The sequence below is a fragment of the Anaerolactibacter massiliensis genome (assembly GCF_900290205.1).
Taxonomy (GTDB): domain Bacteria; phylum Bacillota_I; class Bacilli_A; order Erysipelotrichales; family Erysipelotrichaceae; genus Bulleidia; species Bulleidia intestinalis.
This window is the reverse complement of the sequence record NZ_OLMH01000002.1, coordinates 1,797,093-1,811,797: the sequence shown is the minus strand read 5'-3', so window position 1 is coordinate 1,811,797 and position 14,705 is coordinate 1,797,093. Positions and strand designations below refer to the sequence as shown.

Annotated in this window: 12 protein-coding genes and 1 tRNA gene; 8 read left to right on the top strand and 5 right to left on the bottom strand. The window is 50.3% G+C overall.

Annotated features, from left to right (window positions below):
* The first annotated feature begins 14 nt into the window (after positions 1-14).
* The 3 genes from C7E00_RS12160 (at position 15) to C7E00_RS12150 (ending at position 1,740) form a co-directional block, all read left to right on the top strand.
* A complete protein-coding gene (locus C7E00_RS12160; RefSeq protein ID WP_105304516.1) occupies positions 15-791 on the top strand; it encodes an SDR family NAD(P)-dependent oxidoreductase in 777 nt (258 codons plus the stop codon).
* Positions 788-1,627, top strand: coding sequence for an HAD family hydrolase (locus C7E00_RS12155; protein ID WP_167836587.1), 840 nt, complete (start codon positions 788-790; stop codon positions 1,625-1,627). Before C7E00_RS12160 ends, C7E00_RS12155 begins: the two co-directional genes overlap by 4 nt.
* A gap of 38 nt (positions 1,628-1,665) precedes the next feature.
* Positions 1,666-1,740, top strand: a tRNA-Gln gene (locus C7E00_RS12150).
* A 137-nt stretch (positions 1,741-1,877) separates the two neighbouring features.
* On the opposite strand, the gene C7E00_RS12145 is transcribed toward C7E00_RS12150, so the two are convergent.
* Complete coding sequence (locus tag C7E00_RS12145) at positions 1,878-2,855, bottom strand: alpha/beta hydrolase family protein (protein ID WP_167836586.1); 978 nt, start codon at positions 2,853-2,855, stop codon at positions 1,878-1,880.
* A 290-nt stretch (positions 2,856-3,145) separates the two neighbouring features.
* Between C7E00_RS12145 and C7E00_RS12140 the strand changes: the two genes are divergently transcribed.
* A complete protein-coding gene (locus C7E00_RS12140; RefSeq protein WP_105304513.1) occupies positions 3,146-4,273 on the top strand; it encodes an IS110 family RNA-guided transposase in 1,128 nt (375 codons plus the stop codon).
* A gap of 467 nt (positions 4,274-4,740) precedes the next feature.
* Here the strand turns inward: C7E00_RS12140 and tnpA are convergent, their stop codons facing one another.
* The gene (tnpA, locus tag C7E00_RS12135; RefSeq protein WP_204378622.1) at positions 4,741-5,067 is read right to left on the bottom strand and encodes an IS200/IS605 family transposase; all 327 of its coding nucleotides are present in this window, start codon (positions 5,065-5,067) and stop codon (positions 4,741-4,743) included.
* A gap of 79 nt (positions 5,068-5,146) precedes the next feature.
* Here tnpA and C7E00_RS12130 point away from each other — a divergent pair, with 79 nt between their 5' ends.
* On the top strand, positions 5,147-6,403 hold the full coding sequence (locus tag C7E00_RS12130; RefSeq protein WP_105304512.1) for an RNA-guided endonuclease TnpB family protein: 1,257 nt from the start codon (positions 5,147-5,149) through the stop codon (positions 6,401-6,403).
* A gap of 201 nt (positions 6,404-6,604) precedes the next feature.
* On the opposite strand, the gene trpS is transcribed toward C7E00_RS12130, so the two are convergent.
* Together trpS and C7E00_RS12120 are read right to left on the bottom strand one after the other, a co-directional pair.
* A complete protein-coding gene (gene trpS / locus C7E00_RS12125; protein ID WP_105304511.1) occupies positions 6,605-7,603 on the bottom strand; it encodes a tryptophan--tRNA ligase in 999 nt (332 codons plus the stop codon).
* Positions 7,604-7,883: 280 nt separating this feature from the next.
* Positions 7,884-9,263, bottom strand: a complete 1,380-nt coding sequence (locus C7E00_RS12120) for a citrate synthase (RefSeq protein ID WP_105304510.1) — start codon at positions 9,261-9,263, stop codon at positions 7,884-7,886.
* 110 nt (positions 9,264-9,373) lie between these two features.
* On the opposite strand from C7E00_RS12120, the gene C7E00_RS12115 reads away from it, so the two are divergent.
* From C7E00_RS12115 to C7E00_RS12105, 3 genes are read left to right on the top strand one after another with little or no spacing between them, the layout of a single operon-like run.
* Positions 9,374-9,832 carry a hypothetical protein gene (locus tag C7E00_RS12115; RefSeq protein ID WP_105304509.1) on the top strand — a complete coding sequence of 153 codons (459 nt, stop codon included), beginning with the start codon at positions 9,374-9,376 and terminating at the stop codon, positions 9,830-9,832.
* A 40-nt stretch (positions 9,833-9,872) separates the two neighbouring features.
* Positions 9,873-10,877, top strand: coding sequence for an isocitrate/isopropylmalate dehydrogenase family protein (locus C7E00_RS12110; protein WP_105304508.1), 1,005 nt, complete (start codon positions 9,873-9,875; stop codon positions 10,875-10,877).
* On the top strand, positions 10,874-13,123 hold the full coding sequence (locus C7E00_RS12105) for a hydratase (RefSeq protein WP_105304507.1): 2,250 nt from the start codon (positions 10,874-10,876) through the stop codon (positions 13,121-13,123). The genes C7E00_RS12110 and C7E00_RS12105 overlap by 4 nt, the downstream gene beginning before the upstream one ends.
* Before the next feature lie 265 nt (positions 13,124-13,388).
* Here the strand turns inward: C7E00_RS12105 and C7E00_RS12100 are convergent, their stop codons facing one another.
* Positions 13,389-14,696, bottom strand: coding sequence for a M18 family aminopeptidase (locus C7E00_RS12100; protein ID WP_105304506.1), 1,308 nt, complete (start codon positions 14,694-14,696; stop codon positions 13,389-13,391).
* Between the last annotated feature and the right edge of the window lie 9 nt (positions 14,697-14,705).

Below are 14,705 nucleotides of genomic sequence, written 5' to 3'. Positions count from 1 at the left end.
CTATTCTAATCGATATGACAGAACGGATTGCACTTGTGACCGGGGCTTCCAGCGGTCTCGGAAAAGAGTTTGTGATGCAGCTGGACAGAGAAAAAGACATTGACACATTCTGGGTGATTGCCAGAAGAGAAGAATTGCTGAAGGAACTGGCCGAGCATTGCACGAAGCCGGTGAAGGCCATTGCGATGGATCTGACTGCAGAAGGATCCATGGAAAAGCTTGAAGCGATGCTGAAGGAAGAACAGCCGGTGATTACGTGGATGATTGCGGCTGCCGGTCTTGGGAAGATCGGAAGAATCCGCGATCAGTCCAGAAGGGATGATGATCTCATGATTTCGCTGAACTGCCAGGCGGCAGTCGATGTGACGAAGATCTCTCTTCCGTATCTGAAGAAGGGGTCGCATGTCGTTGAGATTTCCAGCATTGCGGCATTTCAGCCGATGCCTTCGTTTGCGGTTTACGGGGCTTCCAAGGCATTTCTGCAGAGTTATACGAAAGCATTGCATTATGAACTGATCGGAACCGGGATTCATGTGACGTGCATCTGCCCCTACTGGGTCAAGGACACGGAGTTCATGAAGACGGCAGATCCATGCAGTCAGGCAAAGTACTACCGGCATCAGCCGCTCAAGAGCACCAGTGCATCAGTAGTGAAGCAGTCGATCAGGGCTGCGAAGATGAATCTCTGGGTATGGACGCCAGGCATCGTGACGACGGCAGATCGTTTCTTTGCGAAGTTCGTGCCACATTGCATCATGACGCCGATCATGGATCTCTGGAGCAGGCTATGAATCGGAAGATGATCTTTCTCGATATCGACAGCACGCTGTATTCCCATAAGACATGGAGTATACCGCATTCTGCTTCCGAAGCATGCCGGCGGGCTCAGGATCAGGGGCATATTCTCTTTCTCTGCTCTGGCAGATCGCCATTGCAGACCGGAGAGTTCCGGAGGCTGGACTGGATCAAGGGCCAGGTATGCTGTGACGGGGCTTATGCAGAGGCGGAAGGAAAGGTGATTTTCCGTCATCCTCTGGAAGACGGAAGTGCTGCCTATCTGAATGAACTTGCCGAAGCGTGCAGAGCGAATCTTTCGATGCATGGGCTCGATGAGAATTTCACCAATACCGGCGGACTGGCGTTCTATCGGGAATGGTTTGCCGAACTTGCCATGCAATGGAAGAAACTCGGAAGAAAAGGAGAGCTGCCGAAGCTGCCTCAGCTTTATGAGAAGGCGTATCAAGGACAGCCGATCTATATGGTCGATGTCTTCTTCCGGAAAGACAGCGATCGGGATTCGTTTGTGAAGGGACTTGAAGGAAGATACAGCTGGGCAGGGATGCTGTCGACGGCAGAGAATTCGCTGATGGGCGGAGAAATCACTGCACCGGGAATTCATAAAGGAACCGGCATGCTGAAAGCTGCAGCGTATTATGGCATCTCTCGGTCTGATACGATTGCCTTCGGGGATTCTGCAAATGATACAGAAATGCTGAAGGCAGCAGGGGTCGGAGTTGCGATGGGCAATGGTGCCGCAGCTGCCAAGGAGGCTGCTGACTGGGTTACGGATGATATTGAGGAAGATGGGCTTGCCCATGCATTCATGAAGCTTGGCCTGAACGGCTGACATCAGGAGGGCTCTTGTTGTAAAATAAACAAGGCCATTGGGGTGTAGCCAAGAGGTAAGGCAAGGGACTTTGACTCCCTCATGCGCGAGTTCGAACCTCGCCACCCCAGCCATGAGAAACCGATACCCGATTCTGAGAAAGAATCGGGTTTTTGAATGCATCTGGCTCAATAGACGGGAAGTTCACACAAGGCCAGAGAAAACAGCAGCATTTCTGCTGCTGAATAGGATCAGTATGAATTGAGGCCTTCTAGTTCAGATTTGCTGCAAAGAAGTCGGCAGTATTTTCTACAACGATTCGTTTGACGTATGCAGGGCCGCCATAGAATCCATAGGAGTGCCCGTCTTCCGGAGTCTTGACGACTTCAGCACCGAGCTTGTCAGCGACACCCTGGCTGACCGAAGGAGAAACTGCAGTATCATCGACCGCGTAGATGACCATGGAAGGTCCGCGGTACGCAGAAGCTGCCGCATCGGTGAGGTCATTGAAGGTCTTTGCCTCGAGGTCTTTGAAGAATTGAACGCCGAGGTGCTGTACCTGGCCATAGATCGTTGTGAATTCGACCCATTGATCTGGAGATGCTTCCGCATCTGCTTTCAGGGTTTCCCAGTTATCTGAACCGCCGAACAGATTCTTCAGATCTTCTGTATCAGCTGCTGGTGCGAGCATGACTGCTGCCGAGAATGAGTAGTCCGGATCTGCCAGCATTTCCAGGGCGATTCTTCCGCCCATGGAATAACCGAAGATTCCGTAATCAGAAGTGCTGACCGGATAATTGTCTTCCAGGTAGGAGATGGCACTCTTCGTATCACTGATCATATTGGTCATATTGTTTTCGCTGAAGTCTTCGGTGGAATCGCCGCAGCCTGGATAATCAACCCGGATTGTAGCGATGCCCTGTTCTGCAAGTGCTTCGGCAATCTCATCGAAGCCTCCGTTTTCATGCCGGCTTCCGCCATGGCCATGGCAGAGCACTACAAACGGAACATCAGAGGCATCTGCAGGCATGACGACGGTTCCCGGAATCTTCGTGCCGCGCGTTGAATCAACCTGGACATCCATGACCTGGATTTCAGAGCTCGCTGATGGTTCTGCAGATTCTGCGGGTTCTGCAGAAGGAACAGCAGATGGTGATGGCGAAGGAGATGCTGCAGCTGAAGAGCTGCTGCATCCGCTCAGCGGAAACAGGATCATTGATGTGACGATGAAAACAGATAATTTCTTCATTATCTTTCCTCCCTGTGCCGGAATGAATCCGGCTGCTATCTCTAACATAATCAGAAACGGCTTCCATGGGAAGAGATAAAAACGATCCTGAATCATGAGTCAGAAAAAAAGCTTCACAAAATGTCATTCGGTAGAAGCCACGCCCCTTTACGGGGCGGTTTTACGTTGTTTAGACAATATGTAAAAGCCCTCCATTAACTTGTGTGTTCGAGGATCATCCCGCATACTTGTTATTGGCTTAATTAAAAAGATGGGGGAAGTTGCCTCATCCAAGAAAGGAAGGCCTTTACATGATAGCATACGTTGGAATTGATGCACACACTACAAACTACACTCTCTCAACTTATCTTGAAGGATCAGCAGCACCTGTGAACACCAACGCCTATTCTCCTTCTGTTTCTAACATCGTAAACTACTGCAAGGGGATCAGGAAAAAGATTGGAAATGATACAGAGATCATTGTCGGATATGAAGCGGGCTGCCTCGGGTTTAAACTGAAGCGTGATCTTGAGGAGAAGGGTCTTACCGTAAAGATCCTTGCCCCTGCTTCGATTACCGGAACAGAAATCAACAGACGGCGCAGGAAGAAAACAGACAAGCGGGATGCTGAAGCGATTGCCAGATCGCTGAAGAATCATGAATACAGCGAAGTCTATACCCCCGATGAAGAAGATGAATCAGTACGTGATTTCATCCGTATGCAGCAGGATCACAAGAAGCAGCTCAGAGTGATCAAACAGCAGATCTGTGCGTTTACCACCAGGCATGGATACAAATTTACGGATGGCAGGAATTACTGGACAAAGAAACATCTGAAATGGCTTAAGGAGCTTCCTCTGGAGGGGATCAATAAGGAAACACTGGATTCTTACCTGCTGTCATATGAAACAGTTTCTGATCGAATTGAGCAAATGAACAAACGCATTGAAGAAATTGCTGAAACGGATAAATACCGGGAAGCAGTTCACAAGCTGATCTGCTTTAAGTCAGTGAAAGTACTTACCGCTCTGGCTGTGATTGTGGAAATCGGAGATTTCACCAGATTCGTTAAAGCAAAGAACTTTGCGGCATTTCTGGGCCTGGTTGCAGGAGAACTCAGCAGCAGCGATGATCAGAATCAGACGGGAATAACAAAACAGGGAAACACCTTTTTGAGAAAACTACTTGTCGAATGTGCACAATCTTTCTCAAGGGCATCATCTGGCAAAAGTGAAGCACTGAAGAAGCGGCAGGAAGGCAACGCTCCTGAAGTCATTGCATATGCGGACAGAGCGAATGAACGCCTCCGGAAGAGATACATGCGTCTTGTGCTTCACAATCGAAAGAACCATAACAAAGCAACGGTAGCCATAGCACGTGAGCTGGCATGCTTTATATGGGGAATGATGACAGGCAATATTCATACTGTTCTTGCTTAAAATGATTCTATCGATTATCAGGCAGTCAAGACTTGCGTTGAGCACTTCAGATCAGGAAATCATTGAATGACCTAAAAACAAAGAGGAGGATAAGAATTAGATTGAAGGCATCAGGAAGGAGCAGCCCGGATTTGAACTGGATGGTTCAGCTATCTGCGGCGGGGCTATGATGGCACCTTTCCATGGTGATCCACGATTTTAGACAGCAGAGCTGGCGGCGAAACCATTGGCCTGTGGGGTGGGAGAGCAGTTGTCCCTGATACACGTATAACAGAATGGCTAAATACCGCGAACTGTTGAAAATCCGAGACTCTTTCCTCATGCCTTCAACAGCAAAGGAAAAATATTGAATCAATCTGAAACTAACACTTGACATTGGCTTTTACATAACAGCCCTGATTCTCAATATAATGTTCAATGGTTTCCTGAAATACCTGTCCTATCGATGCAGCAAAATAGCCATCTGATCATAACATTTTTTCTTTCCAGTAATGTTTTTTCAGCATATGCCCATGATTTTTCCACGCCTGATATGTGCTGTATTGTTTGAACACCGAAACGATACCAGTGATACTATCCATAGGATTATATTGCAGAAGAATATGGATGTGATCCTTATCTGTCTCCATACGCCTGATATACCAGTGATGTTCGATGCAAGCATCAAACATGTATTGCTTAACGTCAGTTCTGAACGTGCCGAACAGTAAGGCTTTGCGATACTTTGCCGCAAAGATCAGATGTACCATGAGCAGATTCTTGTTATGCCATCGGTGCTGATAAATGTGATTCATATGCTTACCTTCTCACTATAAATATTATAAAATATTTATATAGTGAAATCGTGTTCTCACGAAAAGGAGCAGGTCCAACATGCAGATAGGCGAAACGATTAAAGTACGTCTGACTTCTGAGAGTGGCACTAATCTGCTGTTTTTTCAGACCGCTTATCAATATATGCTTGGATGTAATTTTGTCTCCGAATGGATCTTTCAACATGACTTCTGCATCAATTCCAATGAGGTTCAGAAACATGTATATTACGATCTGCGTGAACTGTTTGGACTAAAGGCACAGATGGCTATCTCGTGCATTAAAACAGTTACTGCCAGATATCAGACCGTCGATACGCAGATGAGAAACAATCCGTACCGGTTTACCGCGGATGGTAAACACTACAGCTTTCATCGGGATATGACATGGCTTCAGAAACCAATTGCGTTCAACCGCCCGCAGTGCGATCTGGTACGGAACCGTGATTACAGTTTTGTACATAACAAAATTGACGGCCACATTCAGCTCTCCATCAACACGCTCGGCAAACGGGCTGTATGCGATTTTGTACTGCCCGAATCCATGCAGAGATTCTTTGACAGTAGCTGGACGCTTGGCACAGCGAAACTTGTGGAACTGAATGGCATCTGGTATCTGCATATTTCCGTAACAAAGAACGTTGATGAATTTGAAAGAGGTGATGTGAAGCATGTTGTGGGCATTGACAGAGGTCTTAGATTTCTGGCATCTGTCTATGACGAACAGCAGAAAACACAGTTTTTCAGTGGCAAAGAGATTTTACGCAAACGTGATAAATTTGACGCTGTACGTGCACAGCTTCAGGCAAAAGGAACACGGTCAGCCAAACGCAGACTGGCGCGTATTTCCGGGCGAGAGAACCGTTGGATGAGTGATGTCAATCACTGCATCAGTAAGGCACTCGTCCGGCGATACGGTCCGGGAACATTGTTTGTACTGGAAGATCTAACCGGTGTATCTTTTGAAGAAGAAAACATGCACGGCGCAAAGCAGACACACGACCTGCGGAACTGGTCATTCTATGACCTTGAAACAAAGCTGACGTATAAGGCAAATGAATCTGGCTCCAGTGTGCTGAAGGTAAACCCGCAGTACACTTCTCAGCGCTGTCCGAGATGCGGTGCTGTCGTAAAGGGAAACCGTGATCACAGCGAACACTTATACAGGTGCAGGCAATGTGGCTATACCAGCAACGACGATCGTATCGGGGCAATGAACATCTACACGCTTGGCACGCTCTGGGTCAGCGGAAATGAAAATCCGCAGTTTGATAAGATTAAGCTGATCGAGCCTGCGGAATCAGTATCAGTAAATTAAGCTAAGGCTTCGGTATACCGGAGCGCTATCAAACGGGTGTTGTCAATCATCCGGCGATGTGACGCCACAGGAGGTATAATCCTCGCTAGCAGAAACCAGGAGGCTTATATGAGCACGCTTGTACTGGTGGAGGCAGTCACAAGCCTCGGCCCTTTACGGGACGGGGTAATTGACAGAAGACTGTGAAGCCGCTTGGGGGATTCAGTGCTCAATGATTTCCATGCCGATCGCCCGCTGAACTTTGTCGAGTTTTGCGGCCGCAATCGGACGTGCTTTTGCAGCGCCTTCGGTCAGAACTTCTTCCAGTTCACCGGAAGACAGGACTTCCTGATAGCGGGTCTGGATCTTTGAGAGAGTATCGCAGACGGAGTCTGCAACCGCCTTCTTGAAGTCACCATAGCCTTTTCCTTCGAAGTCTTTTTCGATCTGTTCGAAGGATTCATTGTCATTGAGACAGCTGTAGATCTGCATCAGGTTGGAGACACCTGCCTGGTTCTCCGGGTCGAAGTGAACGTGGCCGATGGAATCCGTCTTGGCGCTCATGATCTTCTTCTTTGCCTTGGCAAGATCATCGAGCAGATAGACGCAGCCTTTGTCGTTGTGATCAGATTTGCTCATCTTTCTGGTCGGATCGTCGAGGCTCATGATGCGGGCACCGACTTTAGCAACCAGAGGTTCAGGAACTCTGAACAGCTCGCCATAGCGGTGGTTCATGCGGATCGCAACGTCTCTGGTCAGTTCGACGTGCTGTTTCTGGTCGTCTCCGACTGGTACATAGTCCGGGTCATAGAGCAGAATGTCAGCAGCCATCAGAGCAGGGTAAGTATACAGGCCGCCGGAGAGGTTGGTTTCGCCCTTTGCCTGCTTATCCTTGAACTGAGTCATGCGGTTGAGCTCACCCATGTACGTATGGCAGCACATGATGTAGCCGAGCTGAGCATGTTCTTTCACATCGGTCTGCAGGAAGATGGTTGCTTTCTTCGGATCCAGGCCGCAGGCAAGATACAGGGCGACGCAGTCGCGCAGGTTTTTCTGCAGGGTTGCCGGGTCCTGGGGAACGGTGATGCAATGCAGATTGGCGATGAAGGCGAATACCTCGTATTCATCCTGATAGTCTACGAAATGCTTCAATGCGCCGATATAGCTGCCAAGATGCAGCTGACCTGTCGGCTTGATGCCGCTTAACATGCGTTTTTTCATACTCATTACCTCCGGAAAAATAAAAGCGTCTCTTCTTATGAAGGGACGCAAAGAGAACTTTCTGCGCGGTGCCACCCAGCTTATCAGTTCTGATGAACTGATCACTTTCAGAAATAACGGTTCTGTTCCGCTTCCGTTCGGAAGGTGCTCGCAGGTTCCATCATACGGACTGTTCCGGCAGCTTCCACCTGATCTGCCTCTCTTCTTTTAGAAACAGGAGATTCCGTACTTTTCACCTGGTCAATGCATGACCCTATTCTATTCAATCCTTTCGGGTAGTTCAAGAGCGATCATCGAGAGAAATATATGGCTGATCGCTGCCGACATAGCGGTAGGCAGGGCGGATCAGGCGGTCGGCAAATTCGACTTCTTCCATGCGGTGAGCGCACCAGCCTGGAACTCTGGCAATAGCGAATAACGGGGTATAGAGATCTTCTGCGATGTTGAGCATGCGGTAGATGAGACCGGAGAAGAGATCGACGTTTGCACAGACTCTTCTGGTGCTCTTTTTCTCAAGTGCAAAGGCTTCCGGAGCAAGCTTCTCAATGCTGCAGAGAAGGTTCCATTCCTTTTCGAAGCCTTTCTTGCAGGCAAGTTCATGGGACTGCTTCTTCAGGATCTGCGCACGCGGATCGCTGATTGTATAGACGGCATGGCCGATGCCGTAGATCAGACCGGAATGATCGCCTGCTTCTTTGCGGAGCATCTTCCGGAGCAGATCCAGAACTTCCTGGTCATCAGAAGGGTCATTCAGCTCTTTCATCAGATAGTCGAGCTGCTGCATGACCTTGAGATTTGCACCGCCATGTTTCGGGCCCTTCAGAGCACCGATGGAAGCAGCAATCGATGAATAGGTATCCGTACCGGTCGACGAGATCACTCTGGTCGTGAAGGTGCTGTTGTTGCCGCCGCCATGGTCTGCATGGACGACCATGCAGAGATCCAGGAGCTTGGCTTCTTCATGTGTGAATTTCTGATCCGGACGGTAGATGGACAGAATGTGCTCGGCGGAGCTCAGCCCCGGAATCGGATAGTGGAAGTACAGAGACTTATGGTCATAGACATGAAGCTTGGTCTCATAGGCATAGATCATCATGGTCGGCAGTTCGGCGATCAGGTTGATGGACTGCTTGATGATGTTCTCAAGACTGGTATCGTCTGCTTTATCATCATAGCTGTACATGGCCAGGACGGATCTTGCCATCTTGTTCATGATGTTCGGAGATGGTGCATTCATGATCATGGTTTCCGGGAAGCCGTCCGGCAGTTCCCGGTGGCTTTCGAGAATCCTGGAGAAGCGTTCGAGATGATCTTTGTTCGGAAGCGTTCCGAACAGCAGCAGCCAGACAACCTCCTCAAACAGGAAACGGTCTTTCGTGATGGCTTCATTGACGATGTCATTGAGGTCGATGCCGCGGTAGATGAGCTTGCCGGGAATCGGGGTGATAGTTCCGTCTTCTTTGCGATCGTAGCCGATGACATCGCAGATATTGGTCAGGCCGGCCAGCACGCCGGTCCCGTCCGGATTGCGCAGTCCGCGCTTTACCCCGAGCTTTTCACTGATCTCCACATTGATTCGGTTGTTCTTCCGGAATTCCCTGCAGAGCAGTTCCATATCTTCCGGTGCAAGTTCTGCTACGTTCGGATAAAAACGATCCATTTCTGTCAGCCTCCCAGCAATCTTGTTCCCATTATAGGACAATCTGAACTCACACGGATCTTTCCTCGTGCATGCATGATATGATTTCTGGTAACAGGAGTGTGTTTCAGATGAAAAAGTTCTATCAGCTTCTATCTCTGCTCTGCATTGTTTCCGGAATTCCGATGCTGGAAATGAGCAGAATGCTTGGCATCGGTCTGATCATGCTTGGAATGGCCGGCATGATCCTTGCAATCGTGCTGAAGCCGGCGCCTGGCATCACTGGCCCGGGGCTGCCGATGGATGAGACGACGATGCCGCTCGATGATACGCCGGAGGTTCCGCATGCCTCGGCAGAGGAACTGGCTGCGATTGCAGAGCAGGTGCTGAAGCAGCAAGTGACCGTCAGCAGCTCGTCGGGAGACCGGGAGAGCGGCAGCTATGAGTATCTGTTCTATGCCGAGAAAGGCTTGCATGGTGATCAGGTGGAGGCATTGAAGAAGCAGCTGCGGAAGAAGTATCCGGGTGCTTATCGGATTCTGAGGGTTTCGGATCATTCTCTGAAGGTGCTCTACATCCCTTCGGTCTGAAAAAGGATTATTCTATAGGCATGGAACTGGAGGCAGGTTTATGAAAGCAGTACTGATTCCGGGCGATGGCATCGGAAAAGAAATATCAGAAAGTGCAAAGCAGATATCGGCAGTGCTGAATACTGGCATCGAATGGGAAGAATTCCATGCCGGGGCAGAATATTTTGAGCAGAGCGGAAATCTGATCGAGCCGGGGCTGATCGAAGCGATCGAACAGGATGGCATCGCCCTCAAGGGACCGACGGCAACGCCGATCGGCAAGGGATTCCGTTCCATCAATGTCCAGCTGCGTCAGCGGTTTGGTACGTATGCAAATCTACGCCCGGTTCATTCCAGAATCGGCGTGAAAAGCAGATATGAGAACGTGGATCTGGTCGTGATCCGGGAGAATTCGGAAGACCTGTACATGGGTCTTGAGTATAAGATCGGTACGGATACGGCACATGGCATCAAGCTGATCACGCGCCAGGCGAGCGAGCGCATTGCCCGCTTTGCGTTTGAATATGCAAGAGCGCATGGCAGACATCTGGTTACCTGCGTGCATAAGGCAAACATCATGAAATATACCGATGGCCTGTTTCTGGAGGCATTCAATCATGTGGCAGAGTCTTATCCGGATATCGCGCATAATTCCGTGATCGTCGATGCGATGACGATGAAGCTGGTGATTGATCCGACGCAGTTCGATGTGATTGTGGCACCGAATCTGTATGGCGATATCTTAAGTGATCTGTGTTCCGGATTAGTCGGCGGTCTTGGGTTTGCGCCGAGTGCAAATATCGGCGATCATCAGGTCATCTATGAAGCAGTTCATGGCAGTGCTCCTGATATTGCCGGCAAGGATCTGGCAAATCCTTCTGCATTACTGCTGGCCATGGGAATGCTGTTAAGAGATCATGGCATGAGCGAAAAGGCAGATGCGCTGGAACATGCGGTCGATGAAGTGATCCGCAAGGGCGAGCACACCACGAGAGACATCGGCGGAACTGCCGGAACCAGGGAATTCACGGATGCGGTCATTGCAGAACTGGAGGCGGCAGAATGATTGAGAAGATCAGCCACGGCGTTTTTTACCTGCAGGGAAGAACGGTTCAGTATATTGCCGGAGAAAAACCGGAAGAAGCCAGAAAGAAGACCATGGCATGGAAGATTCTGAGTGCTCATAACCAGGGCACGGATCCCGGAAATCTGCACCTGCGGTTTGATTCTCTGACGAGCCATGACATCACGTATGTCGGCATCATTCAGACTGCCCGGGCATCCGGCATGAAGAAATTTCCGATGCCGTATGTGCTGACGAACTGCCATAACAGTCTCTGTGCAGTCGGCGGAACGATCAATGAAGATGATCATCAGTTTGCTTTGAGTGCTGCTCATAAATACGGGGGCATCTATGTGCCGCCATGCCTGGCTGTCATTCACAGCTACAACCGGGAGATGATGACTGGCTGCGGCCGCATGATTCTCGGTTCGGATTCACATACGCGTTATGGTGCGCTAGGAACGATGGGCATTGGCGAAGGCGGCGGGGAACTCGCTAAGCAGCTGGTCGGCAGAACCTATGACCTGGCCAGACCGGAAGTCGTCCTGGTCCATGTGACTGGAGCACTGAAGTCCGGGGTTGGTCCTCAGGACGTTGCCCTGGCCTTAGTCAGAGCAGTCTATGCAGATGGCTTTGTGAAGAACAAGGTGCTGGAGTTTGCTGGTCCTGGTGTGCATGGTCTCAGCCAGGATGAGCGCAATGGCATCGATGTCATGACGACGGAAACGACTTGTCTCAGCTCAATCTGGGAGACGGATGAAGTTACAGAGGAATACTACTCCAAGCATATGCGCCCGGATGATTACCGGAAGCTGGAGCCGGAAGATGGTGCTTATTATGATTCATGCCTGGAACTGAATCTGGATGAGATTCCATGCATGATTGCGCTGCCGATGCATCCGAGCTATGCACTGCCGATTCATGAGCTTCAGAAAGATCCTGAGAAGTATCTGAAAGAAGCAGAAGACCGGGCAAATCGTCAGCTGAACGGCAAGGTGACGATGAACCTGGTTTCCAAGATTGATGAATCCGGAAGAATTCATGTAGACCAGGGTGTCATTGCCGGATGTTCCGGAGGAACCTATGAGAATATCTGCGCGGCTGCACAGATCCTGAAAGGGCAGGACTGCGGTAATGGCGAATTCAAGATGAGTGTGTATCCGGATTCCATGCCTACCTATAAGGCACTGGTGGAAAACGGAGCAGTTTCAGATCTGATTTCGGCTGGGGCAGTATTCCGCGAAGCATTCTGCGGGCCTTGTTTCGGAGCAGGCGATACTCCTGCTAATGGCGAGCTTTCCATCCGTCACAGCACGAGAAACTTTCCGAACCGGGAAGGCTCGAAGCCTACGGAAGGACAGATTGCTGGCGTGGCATTGATGGATGCGCGTTCCATTGCAGCAACCGCAAGGAACGGCGGCATTCTGACGGCAGCAGATGAGATCGTGGAAGAACCGCTTCAGGCACTTCCGTATCACTTTGATGCGGGCATCTATGCAAGAAGAGTTTATGATGGCTGGAATCATCCGGAACCGGACTATGAGCTCCGGTTCGGACCGAACATCAAGGACTGGCCGGAACAGCCTGCCCTCAGCGATGATCTGCTGGTGAAGATTGTCAGCTATATCACCGATCCGGTCACGACGACGGATGAACTGATTCCATCCGGTGAAACTTCGAGCTATCGTTCCAATCCGCTGCGTCTGGCGCAGTTCACGCTGAGCCGCCGGGATCCTGCTTATGTAGGCAAGGCGGAAGCAGTGCAGAAAGCAGATGCAGATCGGAAAGCAGGAACTCTGTCAGAAGAACTGAAGCAGGTATATCAGAAGCTTTCGGATCATGGCATTGCGAATGATCCTATGCATACGAACTTCGGTTCTGCAATCTTTGCGAACAAGCCTGGTGATGGCAGTGCGAGAGAACAGGCAGCTTCCTGTCAGAGAGTGCTTGGCGGGGCAGCGAACTTTGCGGTCAGCTATGCGACGAAGCGCTATCGTACCAACTGCATCAACTGGGGCATCCTGCCGTTTCTCATTGAGAAGCCGGAAGAGATTGAGAATGGCGATTATGTATTCCTGAAGGGAGTGCGGAATTCTCTGGAAGAAGGAAACGATCACTATCAGGCATTTGCAGTTAAAGCAGATGGCAGCGTGAAAGAGATTGCAGTCCATCTTGGCGCGACGGAGATGGAGGAGCGTGAGATTCTCTCGGATGGCTGTCTGATCAATCATTATCGGAAAACAATCTGAATGAATCCAGGCATGATACCTGGAAAAAATGAAGTGCAGTCTTACGCCAGGCTGCACTTTTTTCGTGTGCCCCGCATGGACTGCAGCCAGGCGGTTTGAAAACGCCTGGAATCTTTCAGCAGGAATGGTCACTTGAAGGCAAGGGTGCCCATTGCAGAAAGTGATCTCCAGGATGACCGAAGCATCCGGCAAAGTGACGGATACTGAATCATCGGAGAAATAAAAAACGAACAGCTGATGAAGATAGCTGCTCGTTCTCTGCGATTCAGTCCAGCTCCCAGCTGCCGCCGCCAAGATCCCGGAACGAAGAGGAGAAGAATTCCTGCATGGCTTCGGCAAGGTAGGCAGTGTCTTTCGTGCCGGCCGTTTCCCAGCATGAATGCATGGCCAGCTGCGGCAGGCCGATGTCGACCGTATTGAGCGAGAAATGGGAATTGGAAATGTTGCCTAAGGTAGAACCGCCGGCCATATCGGAACGGTTCGTGAATTCCTGCAGAGGAACTTCTGCTTTGCGGCATACCTCACGGAATACTGCCGCGCTGACGGCGTCGGTCGTGTAGCGCTGGCTGGCATTGTATTTGATCACGATGCCTTCATTGATCTTCGGGCGATTCACCGGATCTGCTTTGGAAGCGTAGTTGGGATGAACGGCATGGGCATTGTCGGCGCTGACCATGAACGAGCTGATGCGGGCCCGTTCCGTGTCCTCAGTATTCTTTCCCATCAGCGTGCAGATGCGGCGCACGACGTCTTCCAGGAAGGTGGAGTCTGCGCCTTGCTTGGTGCCGGAGCCGACTTCTTCATTGTCGAAGATTGCAAGCAGAGGAATACTGTTCTCCGGTGCAGCGTGCAGGAATCCCTGCAGGCATCCGAATGCACACTGCAGGTCATCCAGATGGCCTGCGGACAGGAATTCGTGATTGGCACCCCAAATCGTTCCCTTTCCTCTCTGATAGAGAAACAGATCATGGCCGAGGATGTCTTCCGGCTTCACGCCGGCAGCTTCGGCAATGATCTTCATGAAAGATCCTTCTGATCCTTCCAGTCCCAGAATGGGTTCCATCTCATTCTGAACATTGATCTCATGGCCGCTGTTGGCCGTGCGGTCCATATGAATGGCCAGGTTCACGATCTGCACCAGATCCCGGTCAACGTTCACAAGTTTTGTCATAATCCGGTTACCGTCTCTGACCAGAACTCTGCCTGCCACAGACAATGGCCGATCAAACCATGTGCTCATCAGCATCCCGCCGTATTTCTCTACGTTCAGAGTGATGTATCCTTCTTTCTTGATTTCCGGGTTTTCCTTGATCTTGAAGGAAGGGGAGTCACTATGGGCAGCTCCGATCATGAAGCCCTGAAAGTCTGTCTTCGGAATTGCAAAGGCGATGACGGAGCTCTCATTGCGGAGCACGAAATACTTTCCGCCTTTCGCAAGATTCCATACATTGCCTTCGGCAAGTTCTTCAAAGCCGTTCTGCTTCAGAATCCTGCGGATCTGATCTGCGGCGTGAAATGCGTCCGGGCTTTCATTCAGAAAGTCCAGCAGTTCTTCGTTTACTGATTCGTACATATGGTGTCC

Excerpts from the sequence above, each read along its gene's own strand:
- C7E00_RS12160 (WP_105304516.1), top strand. The coding sequence starts at position 15 with ATGACAGAACGGATTGCACTTGTGACCGGGGCTTCCAGCGGTCTCGGA.
- C7E00_RS12155 (WP_167836587.1), top strand. The coding sequence starts at position 788 with ATGAATCGGAAGATGATCTTTCTCGATATCGACAGCACGCTGTATTCC.
- C7E00_RS12145 (WP_167836586.1), bottom strand. The coding sequence starts at position 2,855 with ATGAAGAAATTATCTGTTTTCATCGTCACATCAATGATCCTGTTTCCG.
- C7E00_RS12140 (WP_105304513.1), top strand. The coding sequence starts at position 3,146 with ATGATAGCATACGTTGGAATTGATGCACACACTACAAACTACACTCTC.
- tnpA (WP_204378622.1), bottom strand. The coding sequence starts at position 5,067 with ATGAATCACATTTATCAGCACCGATGGCATAACAAGAATCTGCTCATG.
- C7E00_RS12130 (WP_105304512.1), top strand. The coding sequence starts at position 5,147 with ATGCAGATAGGCGAAACGATTAAAGTACGTCTGACTTCTGAGAGTGGC.
- trpS (WP_105304511.1), bottom strand. The coding sequence starts at position 7,603 with ATGAAAAAACGCATGTTAAGCGGCATCAAGCCGACAGGTCAGCTGCAT.
- C7E00_RS12120 (WP_105304510.1), bottom strand. The coding sequence starts at position 9,263 with ATGGATCGTTTTTATCCGAACGTAGCAGAACTTGCACCGGAAGATATG.
- C7E00_RS12115 (WP_105304509.1), top strand. The coding sequence starts at position 9,374 with ATGAAAAAGTTCTATCAGCTTCTATCTCTGCTCTGCATTGTTTCCGGA.
- C7E00_RS12110 (WP_105304508.1), top strand. The coding sequence starts at position 9,873 with ATGAAAGCAGTACTGATTCCGGGCGATGGCATCGGAAAAGAAATATCA.
- C7E00_RS12105 (WP_105304507.1), top strand. The coding sequence starts at position 10,874 with ATGATTGAGAAGATCAGCCACGGCGTTTTTTACCTGCAGGGAAGAACG.
- C7E00_RS12100 (WP_105304506.1), bottom strand. The coding sequence starts at position 14,696 with ATGTACGAATCAGTAAACGAAGAACTGCTGGACTTTCTGAATGAAAGC.